The sequence below is a fragment of the Natrinema gelatinilyticum genome, from assembly GCF_024266705.1.
Classification (GTDB): Archaea; Halobacteriota; Halobacteria; order Halobacteriales; family Natrialbaceae; genus Natrinema; species Natrinema gelatinilyticum.
In genome coordinates this window covers 728,237-744,654 of the sequence record NZ_CP100757.1, presented here as the reverse complement: position 1 = coordinate 744,654, position 16,418 = coordinate 728,237, and the positions used below count along the sequence as shown (strand labels likewise).

The following is a 16,418-nucleotide window of genomic DNA, read 5'->3' as shown; positions in this document are numbered from 1 at the left end:
CATCAGGCTGTCGCCTGAGTCGACTCGGCCAGGCGACCCCGGGGGATGGTCGCCGGTTCGGTACGCTACTGTCGTCGAATTTCGAGCCCCGGTTCGAAGACCGTGCCAACTGTCTGATCATTTCATTTATACCATGATTTTCACACGGTCACTGGCCATACATATCAACAGATTGAAGGAATGGAACTCGCGATGCTCGGCGCTGAATCGCTCGAGTTCACAAACCCGGTTTCGGTCGGCGACGAAATTCGAACGCACGTCGAGGTCATGGAGACCTCCCCCATGAGTAGTGACCGCGGCGGCGTCGTTCTCGACTGGATCGTTCTCACGCACAATGACGACGTCGTCATCGAGATGACCTCGTCACCTTTTGTCAAGAAACGCGGGTGACCCGTCGAGATGAGCGGATACCTCTAGCTCGGTCTGAGGACCGTTCGAGTATCCGAAATCGGCGAGGGCTCGAGTCCGCTAGCATAGCGAGGGTGCCGTGGTCGAAACTCGGTTTCGCCGACCTGCGAAAGCGGCCTCGAGCGAGGAGTGACCGAACGCATCAGGCACGAATTTTGGACGCTGCAACCGACCGCCGCGCGTTCGTTTCGTCACTCGGGCACATCTCTCGGAAGGTTTATTCCTATCTTCGATAATCGTATTGACGTGAAATTTGACGCAAATTTTGCCTCTCCATCCGTCACGGAGACAGACGAACTCGCGACAGCGGCAGAGGAAGTCGGATTCGACGGTGCGTGGGTCACCGAGACGACGCACTCGCCGTTTACGTTGACGACGCAACTAGCGAACGGAAGCGATCGAATGGATCTCGGAACGGCCATCACAGTCGCGTTCCCCCGCAGTCCGATGGTGACCGCCTACACGGCGTGGGACCTCCAATCGCTGTCAGACGGCCGATTCCTGCTGGGGCTCGGAACGCAGGTCAAGGGCCACATCGAACGTCGGTTCAGCGTCGAATGGGATTCGCCGGGTCCGCGACTCCGGGAGTACGTCGAGGTACTTCGCGAGATCTGGGCATCGTGGGAAGCGGACCGCCACCCACAGTACGACGGCGATTTCTACTCGATCTCGCTCTGCCCGGCGGACTGGCGCCCAGAGCCGATCCAGCAGCCGCGCGTCCCGGTCTACATCGCCGGCGTCAATTCGTACAACGTCAGGCTCGCCGGGGAACTCTGCGACGGATTACACGTCCATCCGCTCAATTCACCGGCGTACATCGAACAGGAGGTCGTCCCCGATATCGAAGCCGGCGCGGCGCGGGGTGATCGCGATCCGGACGATGTGACGCTCGTGACGAACGTGTTCGCGATCACCGGCGAGACCGACGCGGAACGCGAAGAGGCGCGCGAGGAGATCCGGCGGCAGATCGCGTTCTACGGGTCGACGCGAACGTACAAACGAATCTTCGCAGTCCACGGCTGGGGGGACGTCTGCGACGACCTCCACGAACTGTCGGTCGAGGACCGCTGGAACGAGATGCCGGATCTCGTCACCGACGAAATGGTCGCGGCGTTCTCCGTCGAGGGGGCGTACGACGAACTTCGGGGCAAGATCGAAGAGCGGTACACGCACATCGATCGGATCTCGCTGTACGCACCCTACCGCGGCGAGGACCACTGGCACCGCATCCTGTCGCAATAGCGCCAGGCGCGTGGTGCCGAGGACCGCGTATACGAGATCTCGGATGCGGGTGTACGGAATACCACATCCGGGATCCCGAAAGAAAAGCTACGAACACGCGAGAAAGAGGAACAACCGGATCACTGGGCCCGAAACACAGACGAGGACTGATCCATGAGGTGAAGTTCGACGGGAACGCCTTCGGATCGGACGGAAACCGAGTTCGCTCCCACCGAGTCAGTCTCGACAGAACGTCCAGCAACTCACCGGACGTCATCGTACACACGGCCATCCGTCCGCCAGGCCGTCACCGATGCTGACGGTCTCAACAGAGAACTTTTGTTCGATGCTACGGATAGACACGCTATGCTCGAGTGGGACGATGCCACTGTCTACCAGGGAATCGCGGCGGTCGCAGACCGGCGGCCGGACCGAACGGCGCTCGTCTTCGACGGCGATCGGACGAGCTATGCGGAGCTGATCGCAGAGAGCCAAGCGCTCGCACACGCGCTGGCTGACGTCGGTGTGAGCGCCGGCGATCGGATCGCGGTCTGGTTGAGCAACCGCCCGGAGTGGATAACGACGCAACTTGCCGCGTCGTATCTCGGGGCGGCGGTCGTCGCGGTCAACACGCGCTACCGCACGCACGAACTGGCGTACATGGTGGACGACTCCGATTGCAAACTGTTGCTCACCGAGGAGACGTTTCTCGGAAACGATCATTTGAACATGCTCTCGGAGGTCGTTCCCGAAATTCGCGAGAACGATCCGGTGTCGTTCTCGAGCGAGCACGACGGGGCGCTGAACCACGTCGTCGCCCTCGAGTCCCACCCGAACTATCCGGCAGTCCGGCGCTACGAGGAGTTCGTGGACGGCGGTCGAAACGACGACGAGAGACCGCCGGCCGATGACCCGACTGTGCCCGCCGCGGTGTTCTACACCAGCGGGACGACGAGCGATCCGAAGGGGTGTCTCCAGTCCAACCGTTCGCTCCTGAATCACTCGTACAACGTGGGAACGTTCTTCGACATCTCAGCGGACGACGTCGCGCTCGGCGTTCTCCCGTTCTGTGGCATCTGGGGGTACAATATGTTTCTGAGCGCGCTGGCTCACGGCATCCCGCTGGTCGTCCAGACACATTTCGACGCCGAACGAACGATCGAACTCGTCGAGTCCCACGAGGTGACGTACATGTCTGCGCTGGCCACGATGCTGTTGCGAATGGTGCGTCACGATAGCTTCGATCCAGAACGGGTCGGTTCGATGGAGCGCGGTGCAACCGGGTTCATAACAATGGGCTACGACGAAGCCGTCTTCGAGGATCTGGAGGAGGCATTCGGTTTCCCGCTGGTCCAACCATATGGTCTCTCGGAAGGGAATAGTCAGATCTTCATCGGCGATCCAACTGATTCGATCACGCAGCGAAAAAAGGTCGGCGGGCCGCCGATCCATTCCGACCTCGAGCTTCGAATCGTCAACCCGAAAACCGGCGAGACGCTGCCGCCGGGTACGGAGGGAGAGATCTGTCTCCGCGGGTACAACGTGATGAACGAGTACCACGAAAAGCCCGAAAAAACAGCCGAGAACGTCGACGATGACGGCTGGTTCCACACCGGCGACCTCGGGGTTCGCGACGAACAGGGGTACTTCTACTACAAGTCACGACTCGATGACGCACTCCGCGTTCGGGGATTTCTCGTCACGCCGCATGATATCGAGACAGTCATCGACGAGCACCCCGGTGTCGAACGCTCCCAGGTCGTCGGCGCACCTCACCCCAGACACGGACAGGTGCCAGTCGCGTTCGTCAAGCGCAGCGAGACCGATCTCGAGGTCGGCGATCTCCGGACGTTTCTCGAAGATCGGGTCGCAGACTACAAAGTGCCGGAAGACGTCGAGTTCGTCGACGAATTCCCTCGATCGGAGGGGCCACACGGGGAGAAGATTCAAAAGATCGAACTCCGCGACCGCGTCGCGGCTCGATACAAAACTGACTAGCGACGAGCGTCGGGCCCGGAGACGCAGGCTCGCGGGTCGTCGTTCGCATCCACATCGTCGACGTGTTCAAGGAGCGCGATTGGGGGTTCTCGATCCACGCGGTTCGTTTTCCGGATCGTTGAGTTCGTAGAGCCATTCATGTCCGTTCATCAGCGTGGCTATCCCATCCGAGACGTCGAACAAGCCCGCCACGGACATGAATGGCTCGACGAACGGTCGATAGGTAGTCGGTAGCATCGCCCCTGGTAGTGGTTTCAGTCCCGATTACGAGTGGATGCGGGATCGACTCGAGTTCATGAGTTGGACCACCGATGTCTATAAGTCGCCTTCCCGAAAGGCACACAGTATGGATTTCGAGCTCAGCGACGAGCAGAAACTAATCAGAAGCGAGATTCAAGATCTCTGTGAGCAGTTCGGCGACGAGTACTGGCGCGAAAAGGACATGCAACACGAGTTTGGGTGGGAGTTCTACGAGGAGTTCGCCGACGGTGGCTGGTGTGGCGTCACGATTCCGGAAGCGTACGGTGGACAGGGATACGGCGTGCAGGAAGCGAGCATCATCCAGCAGGAAATCGCCCGCTCTGGCGCTGCGATGGCGGGCACGTCGATCACGTCACACCACGTGTTCAGCACCGCGCCGCTGGTCGAATACGGCTCCGACGACCACAAAGAACGGTACCTTCCGAGTATCGCAGATGGTGACGTCATGGTCTGTACCGGTGTCACGGAGCCGAACGCGGGGACGGACACGTCACAGATCGAGACGTTCGCCGAGCGCGACGGTGACGAGTACATCGTCAACGGCCAGAAGATCTGGACCTCGAAGGCACAGGAGGCGGACGTCATCATGCTGCTCACGCGGACGCAGCCGAGAGAGGAGAGCGACCGATTCGGCGGCCTCACGCTGTTTTTCACCGAGTTCAACGAGGACATGGGCAGCGTCGACGTGAGCGAAATTCCGAAGGCCGGTCGGGGTGCCGCGGATTCGAACGAGGTCTGGTTCGAAGACTTCCGAGTACCCGCTGAGGATCGGATCGGCGAGGAGGGAGAGGGATTCAAATACCTCCTCGCGTTTACGAACTCCGAACGGATCAGTATCGCCGCGAACGCGGTCGGCATTGGCCAGGCCGCACTCGAGAAGGCCGCCGGCTACGCTCGCGAGCGCGAAGTCTTCGATAGCACGATCGGTTCCTATCAGGCGATCCAGCATCCGCTCGCGGACTCGTGGAGTAAACTGGCCCAGAACGAACTGATGATCCGGAAAGCGGCGTGGCTGTACGACGACGGACAGAATTCTGGCCCCGAGGCGAACGCCGTCAAGCTCCGGGCGAGCGAGGACGCGATCGAGGCCTGCGAGCGCGCCGTTCGCGTCCACGGCGGGATGGGATACGCAAAGGAGTACGACGTCGAGCGCTACTGGCGCGAGGTCATGATCAACGTGATCGCACCGATCTCGAACGAGATGGTCAAAAATTACATCTCACAGCACGTCCTCGATCTCCCCCGCTCGTACTAAATCGATCTCGGACGCCGTTCTCTCGGTGCGGGACGTGGCGCCAGCCTCGCGTAACTACGAGCGTCCTCGTGGGGCAGCAGGTCTCGAGTGCCGAACGATTCGAAACTGGGGCCGGTCGGGCTTCGTCGTTCGATTCCCGCCGCCGAACGATATTGTAAGAGATAGCTGACATCACTTCCTCGCCGTCGTCGTTGTACATCCGTCGCTTCAGGTCGACGTAGCTGCGGTTGGAGCGGCTTTCGCTCGGCGTTTTCTCGAGGACCTCCAGGCGGACGGAGCGTCATGCGCGCAACCCGCAGGGCGTCGCGGTCGAACGGATTGCCGTCAGGTATTTGCCCTGAAGCCAGACGGTTCGGAATCTCGAGGAAGTGACCGAATATCTCTCACTCTCTCGAGAGACGGAAGCATCGATCGATCGACCGCTCCCGTCACTTTTCGATCGAACAGGTCAAAGCAATTATGGCCCGGGGAAGTGTGATCAGCACTGGATGTCTTCCTTTGACAGGATCTCGGTCACGACGGACGAATCGAACGAGCGGATCGCCCACGTTCTGCTCGACAACGAAGCCCAGCACAACACCCTCGATCTGCGAACGATCCAGGAGCTAGATGACGCCTTCACGGCGGCAGACCGCGACACGGACATCGACGCGATCGTCCTCGGGACGACTGCGGACGTTTTCTGCTCGGGGGCCGACCTTGGCGATCTGACCGAGATGGTGTTCGAGGAGGGAACGCGCTGGATGAGCCAGTACTTCGAAACGATCGACGTGCTCAGGGACACGGGAAAACCAACGATCGCCGCGATCGAAGGGGTCTGTGCCGCGGGCGGAAACGAACTGGCGATGGGGTGTGATCTCATCGTCGCCGGCGAGTCGGCCAGGTTCGGCCAACCCGAGGTCGGCGTCGGCTCGACCGCCGCCGGCGGTGGCGTCCAGTTGCTCCCGCTGCTCGTCGGGGAGAAACGGGCGCGGGAAATGCTGCTGCTCGGAGAAATGTATCCCGCCACCCAGATGCAGGAGTGGGGGCTCGTCAATCGAATCGTCGACGACGGCTCTGCTCGAGACGCAGCGGTCTCGCTCGCTGACGACGTCGTATCGAACAAGAGTCCGCAGGCCTACCGCGCCATCAAGACAATCATGAAGACGTGGACGAACATCGGCATGGTCAACCAAGAGATGGCTCGAGATATGACGGCCGCTGTCTGGGATTCCGACGAGTTCCGCGACCGAGCCGAAGCGTTCGTCAACAGAGAAGACCAGACCCCGCGGTCGTTCACCGGGTCACAGCCGGTTGACCACGAGTAACGGAACGGCGTAGCGGTTTGACGGGTGTAATCGGCGGATTTTCGGGGATCATCTCCCGTTCGATCGCAATCGTTATGCGACGTGTTATCATCAGGCTAGACTATGCGTGGACTTAGTGACAAGCGGGTCATCGTAACCGGCAGCGGCCGCGGTATCGGTCGCGGTATCGCACGCCGTCTCGCGGAGGAAGGAGCGGTCGTCGTCGTAAACGACGTCGTCGAAGAGAACGCCGAAGAGACGGTCTCGCTGATCGAATCGGATGGCAGCGAGGCCATCACCGGTATCGCCGACGTGGCGGACTTCGACGCGGTCGAGACGATGGTTTCGGAAACGGTCGACGAACTCGGCGGCGTCGACGTGCTCGTCAACAACGCCGGCTGGGATCGCATCGAGTGGTTCACGGAACAAGATTCGTCGGTCTGGGACCGCCTGATCGATGTCAATCTCAGGGGGCAGATCAACTGTTCGCGAGCTGTCGCCGATTATTTCGTCGACTCGGGGACTGAGGGTTCCATCGTGAACATCTCGTCGGACGCGGGACGCGTGGGGAGTTCTGGTGAAGCGGTGTACGCCGGGTGCAAAGGTGGCGTTATCGCATTTACGAAGACCCTCGCACGAGAGCTGGCACGGAACAACGTAAACTGCAACGTCATCGCGCCTGGGCCGGCTGACACGCCGCTCGTGGCGGAGATGCGAGAGGACTCGGAGCTCGGGGACAAAATTCTCGGCAGCATGGAGAACCAGGTTCCGCTCGGCCGGATGGCCGAACCGGAGGACATCGCGGGTGCCGTCGCGTTTATGGCATCGGAGGATGCGGCGTTCGTCACGGGACAGGTGCTGAGCGTCTCCGGCGGGCTAACGATGGTCGGCTAGGGACGAGTCGTTCGCCGATCCCCCTCGAGGTGGGCGTGCTACCTTGAGGGTTGCCGGTCGCCGTTTCTCCCCTCGAATCGACCCTACTCGCCCGTGAATTCTGGATCGCGCTTCTCCTCGAACGCGGCGACGGCTTCGGCGTGGTCGTCCGTCTCGCGACACTCGCCGAGCGCTTCGATCGCGTGTTCGAGTCCGGTCTCCAGGTTGACGTCGTGAGCCTCGTTGACGAGTTGCTTCGCGTTTCCGAGCGCGACGGAGGGCCCGTTGGCCAGTTCGTGGGCGCACTCGTGGGCAACTTCTCGAGTGCGGTCTGCGTCGCCGTCGACGACCGTCGAGGCGATGCCAAGTTCGCCGGCCTCCGTGCCGGAGATTTGGCGGCCGGAGAAGATGAGATCCTTTGCGATTTCTTCGCCGACGAGTCGGGGTAGCATGTATGCACCGCCGTCGCCCGGCGAAAGGCCCACGTTCACGTACGACTGGCTCAACACGGCATCGGCCTTGACGACTTTAATGTCGGTACCCAGCGCGAGATCCATCCCGGCACCCATCGCGTATCCGTTTATCGCACCGACGACCGGAAGCGGCGTCCGTCGGAGCGCCTTGAGAACCCGCTGCGCCCTGTGGACTGTATCCAACGCATCCGGCGTCGATTGATTGAGTCCACCCTCGTCGCCGAGGTCGACACCCGCACAGAACGCGCGGTCGCCGGCACCAGTAAACACAATCGCGCGAACGTCGTCGTTCTCCTCGAACGATCGAATCGCATCGTGTAACTCCTCTAAGACGCGAGGAGTGAACGCGTTCATGCTCTCGGGTCGTTCGATCGTCATTCGGCCGACTCCTTCCGTGACCGTGGCGGTTACTACGTCATCGGACATGAGAAGGTGCACGAAATGGTGGGGAATAACGTTTTCCCTCGAGGCCGACGGCGCGTTCGACGACGACGCATCGAACGGCGACACGTAGACGAGAAGGGGGAATGCAGTGATCGAAGAGGCCGCACGTGCCGTTGCCTGCTCTCGATCGGGGTAGACGGTCGCCGACGAGAATCGTCCCCGTTACCGTGCGGTAGCCGGTGCCGTCCGGGCCGCGCCGGATACACAGCCCGCTCCGAGTATCGCACCGACCTCGGCGACGACGAGGGCGGGGGTGTAACCGCTGATCGAATCGAACGTCAGTCCGGCCAGGAGCGGGGCCAGCAGACCCGCAAACGCGAAGGAGACGGCCATCGATCGGCTCTCATGACCTGGTCATGATCGCGTCTTTCGAGACCGCTGCGTCGGTGCTTCGCTGAGCTACTCCTGATCGTACGTCTCGATCCGCTCATCGTCCGGGTCCCAGCCGACGAACGCGGTCTCGGGCCGAAGCTCAAGGGCGTCGATGACGACAGCAGTACCGAGGTAGTGGCCAACCAGGGACACGATACCCGCGACCGTCTCCTCGTCGAACTGGTCCTCGATCAGATCGTGTGCGTCGTCGTCGACCGCTCGGCGAGCAGTCCGTTGTGCGTACTCGAGCAACGCGGTGTCGGCGGGATCGAACTCGTCGAAGTGGCCGGCGCTGATCGCTCTGATTTCCGCGTGTTCGACGCCGACGTCACGAGCGAGTCCGACGTGCTGGTGCCACTCGTACTCGTTGTCTAGTTCTCGAGCGACCGCCAGGATCACTACCTCTACCTCCCGCGATGAGAGGCCGGCGTGGTTCCACAGTGCGGTCCCGTGGCGCATGTACGTCTGGAGGATCGGCGGGTTCGCTCCGATGGCCTGTAGCAGTTCGCGTTCGCCGAGTGCGTCTTCGCCGAGGAGATACTGGTACTCATCCGGAAGGTCCGACTGTCGCGGCAGCGGGATGCGGGCCATAGGTGACAGGGCTCGCAAATCGACTTAGTTCTTCGGTATAACTCGGCTCTATTGAATCCGCAGAGGGCGACGGGATTCATTGTTTGACGGCTTGTTCGACGTTATAGACTGCGGCTGCGAGAGCGATTTCACGGAACTGGCGATACCATGCACGCGCTCGGACGGCGGAGCCGTACGAGCGCTTGATCACCGAGTTCACGGTTTCACAGATTGAGCGCTGGTTGTAGAGTTCATCCTCTATCCGCGCATTGTGCGCGTGATCGTAGGGTGCGAAGACGCGATGTTTGATCAGTGGTCTTACTTCTTCAGCACGAAGCTCTTCGCGGAAGCTCATATCGTCGTAGCCTTTGTCAGCGGCGAGGCTGAGCAGGTCGCCGGCGTTGCGCCGGGCGACCTGCGGCCCGATGTTGGTTCCGTTAGGCCACTTCGTGCTGCAGTGAACGTCGATAACCGCGCCCTGCGCGGTATCGACGAGAAACGTCGCTTGTATCGTCCGTACGTCTCGGTCACAGCGGTTGAGATAGTGGGTTGATGCCTGTCGACGGTCGAAGTACGTGGCGTCAATGGCGGCGTGACCAGACTGCTCGAGCAGCTCCGACGAAAGTCGGAGCAGCTCTCGCCAGATCCGCATCGGCGCTCGGTCAAACGACTTGCAGAGCGCGGATGGGCCGGGGAGCTCGCCGCGCTTGAGATTGAGCGCGGCTCGTACCCGCTCCATCTCTTCGGCCCAATCGAGGACTTCTTCGAGCGTTGCTTCCATGTGAAGCCGGAGAAAATGCAGGACAGCGTGCTTCCAGCCGGCAACTCCGTTGCCGGCAGGATGGCTGATCTGCATCAGCGCTGCATCAGTAAGTTTTCGTGCGATCGACACAGCCTGTTTAACGAAGCGGAAGAGAGTCTTTTGCACAAAGCTTCCTCTGCCGCTTCAATTCAATCATTCTGACGACTTACCCCGACGCCGTCAGTGGATTCAATAGAACCGTATAACTCGATTCGGGGACCGGGTTGAAAACGGTCGAACGACACGAAATGAAGATGGGAGAGGCCGTGGAAATGATAACCGGGACTGGAGGCGGTGAAGACCATAGAAACGGAAGCATGGACCAGGAGCGATAATTCCTCACGTCGACGCTCGAGTCGCAATCCCCGTGTGCTACCCGATGACACCTTCCTCGCGGAGTCGCTCGAGATCGTCGGCCGAATAGCCGTGGCGCTCGAGGATCGAATCGGTGCTCTCACCGAGTTCTTGAGGCGGGACCTCGAGTTGGGTGCCGAGGTGGGCGAAGTGGACGGGTTGGTCGATCACGTCCGCGTTCTCCCGGCCGTCGCGTTCCATGATTTGGTGGAGTCCGCGCTGTTTGACGTGTTCGTCCTCCCAGACCGTCTTCGTGTCGTAGATCGGACCAGCGGGAACGCCCTCGCCGTGGAACCGATCGATCCAGTAGTCGCTCGATTCCGATTCCAGGATCGGTTCGATGATGTCGTCCAGTTCCGCTCGGTTGTCGACCCGGTCGTCCATCGTGGCAAACTGCTCGTCCTCGAGGAGATTCGGGCGATCGATCGCGCGACAGAAACCGCGCCAGAACGACGGCGTCCCCGCAGCGACGATGATCGGCATATCGGCACAGTCGTACTTCCCGAAGGGGAAGATCGACGGATGGTGTGTCCCGAGGCGGGGAAACGGCTCGTCGTAGCCGAACGTGTAGCCCGCGCGGGCGGTGAGCCACGTTATCGCTGCGTCCAACATGGGTACCTCGATCCACTCGCCGTCGATCCGTCCCCGCTCTCGAGCGTACAGCGCGGCGAGCACGCTCTGGCTAGCGTAGGAACCGGCGATGAGATCCCCGCTCGGGAGGCCCGACCACAGCGGTTGCCCACCTTCTTCGCCTGTAATACTCATGATCCCGCTCATACCCTGAATCAGCATATCCCACGCGGGAAGTTCCTCGTACGGGCTGTCGCGGCCGAATCCGGAGATCGAACAGTAGATGAGGTCGGGATTCAGTTCGGACACAGTCTCGTACCCGAGTCCGAACGACTCGGCACGGCCGGGTTTCGTACTCTCGATGAACACGTCGGCGTCGGCGACGAGACGCTGGGCGGCCTCCTGTCCCGCGTCACTTTTGAGGTCGATAGCGACGCTGTACTTGTTCCGGTTCAGCGTATCGAAGTAGGCGGGCCGTGGCTGAATGGACCGACTCCGATCGCCTCGGCCGACGGCTTCGATCTTGATCACTTCCGCTCCGAGGTCGCCGAGTGCCATCGTTGCGAACGGGCCGGCGGCGACCTGGGTCAGATCAACGACAGTGATCCCGTCGAGGGGTAAGACGTCAGTTTTCGGGGTATTCGCTGGTTCCATACCTGTCCCTATTCTCGAATTCGGGTAAGTGTTTGGAAAGTACCCACACCGGCTCCTCGTCGGACCGGCCGTCCATCGTCGCTCGCGAGTGAAAACCGACGTTGGGAAGAAGGGCTACTCCGCGAGTTCGAACTGATAGAGCTGCTGGCCGTTGCGTTCCTCCCAGGTCATCGTGACCGAGTCACCGACCGAGACGTCGCCCGGATTCGCGAGGACGTTCGCCATCACCGTCACGTCGTTTTCGGTCCCCATCGTAACGAGCGCGACGACGTACGGCGTTTCTCCTTCGAACGCGTCGGTCGGCGCACGGTGGACGACGGTGAACGATTCGACAGTTCCGTTCCCGTTTAGCTCAACATCGTCGAAGTCCGTGTTCCAGCAGTTGGGGCAGGCCGCCGCCGGATAGAACAGCTCCGTTCCGCAGTCGGTGCATCGCTGGACGACGAACCGGCCGTCGTTACAGGCGTCCCAGAACCGGCCGGTGTCTTCGGACGGCGTCGGAACGGGTTTGTCGCTCATGTTACCACGCCTCCATGAGCAGCGTCGCGTTCGTAGACAGGACACCGCCGACACCGTGGGCGAGCGCTACGTCCGTCTCGACCTGCGTCTCTGCGGCCTCCCCTCGAATCTGTCTCGCGGCTTCGAGAATGTGGAAGACGCCGGCACCTGCGTAGGAGAGTTCCCCGCCGTGCGTGTTCACCGGCAGGTCACCATCGACCGTGATTCCCCGCTTGCGGACGAACTCGCCGCCCTCGCCCTTCTCGCAGAATCCGAGATCCTCGAGCAGCATGAGCGGCGTGATCGAGAAGCAGTCGTACAATTGCGCGACGTCGACCTCGTCGGGCGTTCGGTCGGCCATTTCGAACGCCGTGGAACCGCTTTCGACCGCGGGGCTGTACAGCAGATCGTTTCGCCGGTGGATGTACTCGGACCCGTGTCCCTCCCCGTAGCCGGTGAGTTCGACGGGGGCGCGGGTATCCGCCGCCGCATCAGCCGAGGAAACGACGACGGCGCCGGCACAGTCGCTGATCAACGCACACTCCAGTTTGTGAAGCGGCGACGAGATCATGCCCGAGGAGAGCACGTCCTCGACCGCGATCGGATCGGTCTGCTGTCCCTTCCCTCGCATCGACGCGTGTTCGCGACAGGCGACCGAGACAGTCGCGAGTTCCGCCGCGGTGGTCCCGTACTTCGCCATGTGCTTCTGTGCGATGAGCGCGTACAACGACGGCACCATCGGACCGAACGGATTTTCGAACTCGGGGTGGCCGACCTCCGTCGCGAGGTTGCTCACCCCATCTCCTTTCGAGAACCCGGTGCGCCGGTTGTCACCGAACGCGATCACGACGTTTTCACATTGCCCCTGCCGGATCGCGTTCGCAGCGTGGCACACGCCGACGAACGGCGTCGCACCGCCGAGCCGCAGGCTCTCGTTGTACGAGAGATTCAAGCCGAGATAGTCCGCGACGACCGTGCTGTGCATCAATTTCGGGTCGACGAGCGAGTATCCCGTTACGAGCCCGTCGATATCGTCTTTCTCGAGTCCGGCGTCGTCGACCGCCTCGTGACAGGCGGTCGCGTAGAGATTGATCGAATCCATATCCGGGGTACTTCCGATAGGAGATTCGCCGATACCTGTCACTGCGACCCGTTGTGACGATCCCATAGACGCTATTCCAGCAGATGCATACATAATTCTTGTTGAAGATCGAGGTCTCGATGTCGGTCAGACGGTGCATATTACTCAGTGCGTTCCGTACCGTGAGTTATCCGCTATGCAACCACTAAGAGGAATTGACGTACTCGACTTCACACAGTCCATCGCCGGTCCGATCTGTACCCAGTCGTTGGCAGTCCTCGGAGCGAACGTCGTGAAAGTAGAGCCGCCCGAAGGGGACGCGTTCAGACCCCTGATCGATGGATCGATGTTCGCATCGTGTAACCGCGGCAAGCGGAGCATCAGCCTCGACCTGAAGAGCGACTCGGGACGAGCGGTCGCTCGCGACCTGGCCGCCGCCGCCGATGTCATCGTCGAAAGTTTCCGACCGGGTGTGATGGAACGGTTCGGTCTCGGCTACGAAGATCTCGTCGAAGAAAACGAAGACCTCGTCTACTGTTCCATTACTGGATTCGGTCAGGACGGGCCATACGAGCAGTATCCCGCCTACGACCCGGTCGCGCAGGCGATGTCCGGCCTCATGAGCGTCACCGGTGACACCGACGGCGATCCAGTTCGTCTCGGAACCAGCGCGATCGATTACACGACCGGACTGACGGGTGCGATGCTCGTCATGGGCGGACTGATCCGTCCCGGATCGGAGAGCGGGACGCACATCGACCTGTCGTTGTTCGACGTCGCCACGACGTGGATGGGCTACTGGGTTGCCCACTACACCTCCACGGACGATCTTCCCAAGCGATCGGGCGCAGGTCTTTACGGAATGTCTCCCTACGGTATTTTCGAAGCCGGCGACGGGCAGCCGTTCTACCTCGCAACGGCATCTGAGAAACTGTACCAGCGGCTCTGTCGGGTCACAGAGCGTGAGGACTTGCTCGAGGACGAGCGCTTCGAGACCGCCGCCGATCGGTGGGAGAACCGAGAATCACTCAACGCGGAACTCGAATCATCGTTCGAGCGACACGACCGCCGGGAACTGGTCGAACTCTTGGCCGAGGCCGGCGTCCCCGCTGGACCGCTTCAGTCGATCGACGAACTGGTCGAGGACGATCCGCACGCCGACCATCGGGATCTGTTCGTCGACACGTACAATCAGTGGCTCGAGACCGAGTGTCGAACGACGCGAATGCCATTCCGGTTTGCTGACAGTTCGGTCGAGACTGCGTCTCCGCCGCCGCGAAAAGGCGAACACACGCGGGCCGTGCTCGATGAGTATGGCTACGACGAAGAGACAATTTCCGACCTGTTAGACGCGGACATCCTGCGAGAGTCGTCGTGAGCCCGCGGTTCCGGAGTGCGTTTCGAGGAATGTCATACTGACTCAGCCCGGTCGAACGGCGTCTCTCCGGAATGATCGCGGGAATTCGATGAGGGGGTATCGCACACGCGGAAGAGACAGGTTATATGTTCCCCAACGTGAACCGAGACCGTCGATCGTGAGCCCAGCAAATTTGATACAGGCGCATTTGCTCTTGGACCATGACGATCTCGGACCCACCGGATTCTCGCCATTCCGTCCCGTCTACAACTCGGTTCGATGTCGAGTGCTTGCAGCCGACCACAGTCGGAACGTAACCCTATCTGACCCGATGAGCCGTCCATTCTTGCGGAACGGGAAATCCCGTCGAACGATGTTATGACGCTATTTTATCCAGTTGCAACAGTTGGCTTGTTGTAATATTTATGGTCACGGGTCGTATCAGCTGAACTATTCCCTATGATCGGTGAAGACACGTTTCTGACAAACGCGGAAGAACAGTATCTGGCCGACGCGATAACCACACTCGAGACCGAGGTGTTCGTCGACGGGCTCGGCTACGACCACTTCCGGGCCTTAGACGAGAACGAGGTGTCCCGCGAGGTCTGGCAGGAGTACGTCAGTCGGATGGGGGAGGCGGGCTTCAACTGCATCTCGGTTCCCGAAGAGTACGGCGGTCCGGGCGGCACCATACTCCAGACGGTGTTGGCCGAGCAGGCTATCGGATACTGCGGCAACATCGTTCACGCCTGCCAGACATCACTGACGCAGCACGTCGGGCGCACGATGTACGAACACGGGAATCGGCACATCAAAGAGACCTATCTCGAGCCGATGGCCTCGGGCGACCTCGTCGTTTCGCAGGCCTACACGGAACCGCGAAGCGGAACAGACATCGCCCATCTCGAGACGAGCGCCGAGAGAGACGGCGACGAGTGGGTCGTCAACGGTGAAAAACGATTCATCGACTTCGCGCCGTACGCCGACTTCTATTTCACGCCCGTGCGCACGGGCGGGGAAGACGGCGACCGCGACGGCGTCTCGATCATCGTAATCGATCGCGAAACCGGCGGGATCGAACTCGTCGAGGATCAGTCCGACTGGCACGGCTTTCGCGGAACTGGGGCATCGTGGATGCAGTTCGACGACGTCCGCGTGCCCGAAGAGAACCTCGTCGGAGCCGAAGGCGAGGCGTGGGCGTACATTACCGACGAACTCAACCTCGAACACCTGACCGTCGCCCGCTACTGTCTCGGCGCGAGCCAGCAGGCGCTCGAAATCGCCGCCAACTACACGGCGAACCGCGAGGTCAACGAACGGCCGGTCTCGCGATATCAGGCCGTCAATCACAAGATCGCCGAAATGACGACGCGGCTCGACGGCGCGTACCTGCTCAACACCCGAGCGGCGCGAATCATGGACGACCGCGGCGTCTCCGCGGGCCGAATGGAGAGCGCGATGGCGAAGTGGCTCGGAAACGACCTGGCCCACGACATCGCCGACACCTGCATTCAGATCATGGGTGGCATCGGAACGACGACGTCGTACCCGATCGAACAGATACAGCGCGACGTCCGTGCGGGAAGGTTCATGGGCGGCGCGACTGAGGTGATGAAGAGCGTCGTCCAGTCGGACGCCTACAAAGAGCTCCTCGATGAGGAGTTCGACGGAGACCTCGTCGGGAACGAACGCGAGGGACTCCCCTGGTTGAACGTGGACCAACAGCCAGCGCGGACCAGAGACGAGTAAGGACAACCGTCTACGTCTCGCGCCGGCACCTCACTCGACGAGCTTGTCCAACAGACCGCCGGGTTCTGTTTTCGATCGCGGCTCTCCCTCGAGCAGGTCGTCGAACTGTGTTGCGAGGTCGCGTTCTAGCCGCCTTCGGCCGTCAGATGGACACAAAAGAATTCACCGAAATCGAGGGGTCCTATGAGACTG

Annotated in this window: 15 protein-coding genes; 8 read left to right on the top strand and 7 right to left on the bottom strand. The window is 61.1% G+C overall.

The annotated features are described in order from the left end of the window. Positions 1-192: 192 nt before the first annotated feature. The 6 genes from NJU76_RS21545 to NJU76_RS21520 all read left to right on the top strand — a co-directional run bounded on the left by NJU76_RS21545 (position 193) and on the right by NJU76_RS21520 (position 7,323). Positions 193-390, top strand: coding sequence for a hypothetical protein (locus NJU76_RS21545; protein ID WP_254533849.1), 198 nt, complete (start codon positions 193-195; stop codon positions 388-390). 264 nt (positions 391-654) lie between these two features. Further along, positions 655-1,650, top strand: coding sequence for a TIGR03617 family F420-dependent LLM class oxidoreductase (locus NJU76_RS21540; RefSeq protein WP_254533848.1), 996 nt, complete (start codon positions 655-657; stop codon positions 1,648-1,650). A 345-nt stretch (positions 1,651-1,995) separates the two neighbouring features. Continuing rightward, positions 1,996-3,627, top strand: a complete 1,632-nt coding sequence (locus tag NJU76_RS21535) for a class I adenylate-forming enzyme family protein (protein WP_254533847.1) — start codon at positions 1,996-1,998, stop codon at positions 3,625-3,627. A 346-nt stretch (positions 3,628-3,973) separates the two neighbouring features. After that, entirely contained in the window at positions 3,974-5,143 is a 1,170-nt protein-coding gene (locus NJU76_RS21530; RefSeq protein WP_254533846.1) for an acyl-CoA dehydrogenase family protein, read from the top strand. A gap of 488 nt (positions 5,144-5,631) precedes the next feature. Continuing rightward, positions 5,632-6,450 (top strand): enoyl-CoA hydratase/isomerase family protein, encoded by an 819-nt coding sequence (locus tag NJU76_RS21525; protein ID WP_254533845.1) that lies wholly within the window; start codon positions 5,632-5,634, stop codon positions 6,448-6,450. Between the two features lie 102 nt (positions 6,451-6,552). Further along, the gene (locus NJU76_RS21520; RefSeq protein WP_254533844.1) at positions 6,553-7,323 is read left to right on the top strand and encodes an SDR family NAD(P)-dependent oxidoreductase; all 771 of its coding nucleotides are present in this window, start codon (positions 6,553-6,555) and stop codon (positions 7,321-7,323) included. An 83-nt stretch (positions 7,324-7,406) separates the two neighbouring features. On the opposite strand, the gene NJU76_RS21515 is transcribed toward NJU76_RS21520, so the two are convergent. The 7 genes from NJU76_RS21515 to NJU76_RS21485 form a co-directional block, all read right to left on the bottom strand. After that, the gene (locus NJU76_RS21515; protein ID WP_254533843.1) at positions 7,407-8,201 is read right to left on the bottom strand and encodes an enoyl-CoA hydratase/isomerase family protein; all 795 of its coding nucleotides are present in this window, start codon (positions 8,199-8,201) and stop codon (positions 7,407-7,409) included. 180 nt (positions 8,202-8,381) lie between these two features. Next, complete coding sequence (locus NJU76_RS21510; RefSeq protein WP_254533842.1) at positions 8,382-8,552, bottom strand: hypothetical protein; 171 nt, start codon at positions 8,550-8,552, stop codon at positions 8,382-8,384. Between the two features lie 66 nt (positions 8,553-8,618). After that, a complete protein-coding gene (locus tag NJU76_RS21505) occupies positions 8,619-9,182 on the bottom strand; it encodes a carboxymuconolactone decarboxylase family protein (protein ID WP_254533841.1) in 564 nt (187 codons plus the stop codon). Between the two features lie 76 nt (positions 9,183-9,258). After that, entirely contained in the window at positions 9,259-10,089 is an 831-nt protein-coding gene (locus NJU76_RS21500; protein ID WP_254531048.1) for an IS5 family transposase, read from the bottom strand. 246 nt (positions 10,090-10,335) lie between these two features. Then, positions 10,336-11,541, bottom strand: coding sequence for a CaiB/BaiF CoA transferase family protein (locus NJU76_RS21495; protein WP_254533840.1), 1,206 nt, complete (start codon positions 11,539-11,541; stop codon positions 10,336-10,338). 114 nt (positions 11,542-11,655) lie between these two features. Next, positions 11,656-12,060, bottom strand: a complete 405-nt coding sequence (locus tag NJU76_RS21490; RefSeq protein ID WP_254533839.1) for a Zn-ribbon domain-containing OB-fold protein — start codon at positions 12,058-12,060, stop codon at positions 11,656-11,658. 1 nt (position 12,061) lies between these two features. Then, positions 12,062-13,207 carry a thiolase C-terminal domain-containing protein gene (locus NJU76_RS21485; RefSeq protein ID WP_254533838.1) on the bottom strand — a complete coding sequence of 382 codons (1,146 nt, stop codon included), beginning with the start codon at positions 13,205-13,207 and terminating at the stop codon, positions 12,062-12,064. 109 nt (positions 13,208-13,316) lie between these two features. On the opposite strand from NJU76_RS21485, the gene NJU76_RS21480 reads away from it, so the two are divergent. Then, positions 13,317-14,498 carry a CaiB/BaiF CoA transferase family protein gene (locus NJU76_RS21480; protein WP_254533837.1) on the top strand — a complete coding sequence of 394 codons (1,182 nt, stop codon included), beginning with the start codon at positions 13,317-13,319 and terminating at the stop codon, positions 14,496-14,498. Between the two features lie 438 nt (positions 14,499-14,936). Further along, positions 14,937-16,226, top strand: a complete 1,290-nt coding sequence (locus NJU76_RS21475) for an acyl-CoA dehydrogenase family protein (protein ID WP_254533836.1) — start codon at positions 14,937-14,939, stop codon at positions 16,224-16,226. Positions 16,227-16,418 lie beyond the last annotated feature (192 nt).

Bases quoted from the DNA above. Each gene is read 5' to 3' on its own strand.
- NJU76_RS21545 (WP_254533849.1), top strand. From the start codon at position 193: ATGCTCGGCGCTGAATCGCTCGAGTTCACAAACCCGGTTTCGGTCGGC.
- NJU76_RS21535 (WP_254533847.1), top strand. From the start codon at position 1,996: ATGCTCGAGTGGGACGATGCCACTGTCTACCAGGGAATCGCGGCGGTC.
- NJU76_RS21530 (WP_254533846.1), top strand. From the start codon at position 3,974: ATGGATTTCGAGCTCAGCGACGAGCAGAAACTAATCAGAAGCGAGATT.
- NJU76_RS21525 (WP_254533845.1), top strand. From the start codon at position 5,632: ATGTCTTCCTTTGACAGGATCTCGGTCACGACGGACGAATCGAACGAG.
- NJU76_RS21520 (WP_254533844.1), top strand. From the start codon at position 6,553: ATGCGTGGACTTAGTGACAAGCGGGTCATCGTAACCGGCAGCGGCCGC.
- NJU76_RS21515 (WP_254533843.1), bottom strand. From the start codon at position 8,201: ATGTCCGATGACGTAGTAACCGCCACGGTCACGGAAGGAGTCGGCCGA.
- NJU76_RS21510 (WP_254533842.1), bottom strand. From the start codon at position 8,552: ATGGCCGTCTCCTTCGCGTTTGCGGGTCTGCTGGCCCCGCTCCTGGCC.
- NJU76_RS21505 (WP_254533841.1), bottom strand. From the start codon at position 9,182: ATGGCCCGCATCCCGCTGCCGCGACAGTCGGACCTTCCGGATGAGTAC.
- NJU76_RS21495 (WP_254533840.1), bottom strand. From the start codon at position 11,541: ATGGAACCAGCGAATACCCCGAAAACTGACGTCTTACCCCTCGACGGG.
- NJU76_RS21490 (WP_254533839.1), bottom strand. From the start codon at position 12,060: ATGAGCGACAAACCCGTTCCGACGCCGTCCGAAGACACCGGCCGGTTC.
- NJU76_RS21485 (WP_254533838.1), bottom strand. From the start codon at position 13,207: ATGGGATCGTCACAACGGGTCGCAGTGACAGGTATCGGCGAATCTCCT.
- NJU76_RS21480 (WP_254533837.1), top strand. From the start codon at position 13,317: ATGCAACCACTAAGAGGAATTGACGTACTCGACTTCACACAGTCCATC.
- NJU76_RS21475 (WP_254533836.1), top strand. From the start codon at position 14,937: ATGATCGGTGAAGACACGTTTCTGACAAACGCGGAAGAACAGTATCTG.